Source organism: Mesorhizobium sp. M0208, assembly GCF_040322015.1.
Classification (GTDB): domain Bacteria; phylum Pseudomonadota; class Alphaproteobacteria; order Rhizobiales; family Rhizobiaceae; genus Mesorhizobium.
The window spans coordinates 1-1,242 of the sequence record NZ_JAMYSP010000111.1 but is presented as its reverse complement, the minus strand read 5'-3'; the positions used below and the strand labels follow the sequence as shown (position 1 = coordinate 1,242).

1 pseudogene is annotated in these 1,242 nt (G+C 65.7%); it reads right to left on the bottom strand.

Annotated features, from left to right (window positions below):
• Positions 1-1,190 (bottom strand): annotated as a pseudogene (locus NKJ17_RS33840) (IS481 family transposase); the annotation flags it as partial.
• Between the last annotated feature and the right edge of the window lie 52 nt (positions 1,191-1,242).

The following is a 1,242-nucleotide window of genomic DNA, read 5'->3' as shown; positions in this document are numbered from 1 at the left end:
TGTTTGGACCGGGGACATCGCGAACAGCTGTGCGAGGACATCGCGAACAGTTTGCCATCCTATCGTTGGCTTGCATTGAGGTCGATGGTCTGGATTTTCTGGTGGCGGAAGTAGGCATCGAAGACGCCATCGGTTTCGGTTGGGCGGAAGGCGACGGCTTTGCCGGCAAAAGCCTTGCAGATCTTGACGGCATGCCCGAACAACGAGGTTGTGCCCTTCTGCTGGATTTTGCGGACCTGGTCGCCGGGCGCGTATTCGAACGGCTGGACGGCATCGGCGAAGTCGCGCGTCGAGGCACGATAGCGCTCGAGCGGCACAGCGTCGGCAATGGCCTGGTGCGGCCGCTCGGTGTTGTAGATGTGGCGCCATGCGTCGAAAGCGCACTGTGCCGCCTGCAGGCTGTCGAAGGGCGGGCCCTGCAGCGCCTCGGCCTTGAGCGTACGGTGGAACCGCTCCTCCTTGCCCAGCGTCTGTGGATGGCAGGGTCTGGAATGGCTGACCGACATGCCGTTCTCGATCAGCCAGACGCCGAGCATGGTGAAGTTGTTGCGGCCGCCGTCGCCCCAGGGCGGGCCGTTGTCGGTGGCGATGCGCCACGGCAGGCCATAGCGCCGGAAGGCCGTAATCAGGCGGGTTTTGACAGTTTCGGTGGTCTGGTCGGGGCAAGCTTCCAGCACCAGCGAGAACCGCGAATGATCGTCGAGCACGGTCAGCGGATGCAGCCGCCCGGCGCGCAACGGCACATGGCCCTTGAAGTCCATCTGCCACAGGTCGTTGGGCGCGGCGTGCTCGAAGCGGATGAACGCTTTGGCGCCGCCGCCCAGTGCGCCCAGTTCGACGCCGTTGCGGCGCAGGATGCCGGTCACCGTCGAGGCAGCCGGATGGCCAAACCCCTGGCGCGCCAGAACCCGGGCGATCTTGCGCCCGCCCCAGGCCGGATGCGTTGTGCGCACCGAAAGCGCTGCCGCCTCGATCGCGGGCGTGCTGCGCGTCGGGCTCGACTGCGGCCGGCGCGACCCCTCCAAAAGCCCGGCCGCGCCAAACGCCTGCCATCGCGCCAGCAACTTGTAAGCGCATGTTCGACCAATCCCAAAGCGTCGGCACAAGGCGCTCACATTCGCCCCCTCGGCCGTAGCCAGCCGCACAAACTCCAGCTTCTGTTTCATCGCGCTCGTGTCCTCGAATGGCATCCCGAACCCCCCAGCGCAAAGCGCGCCAAACTGTTCGCGATGTCCTCGCACA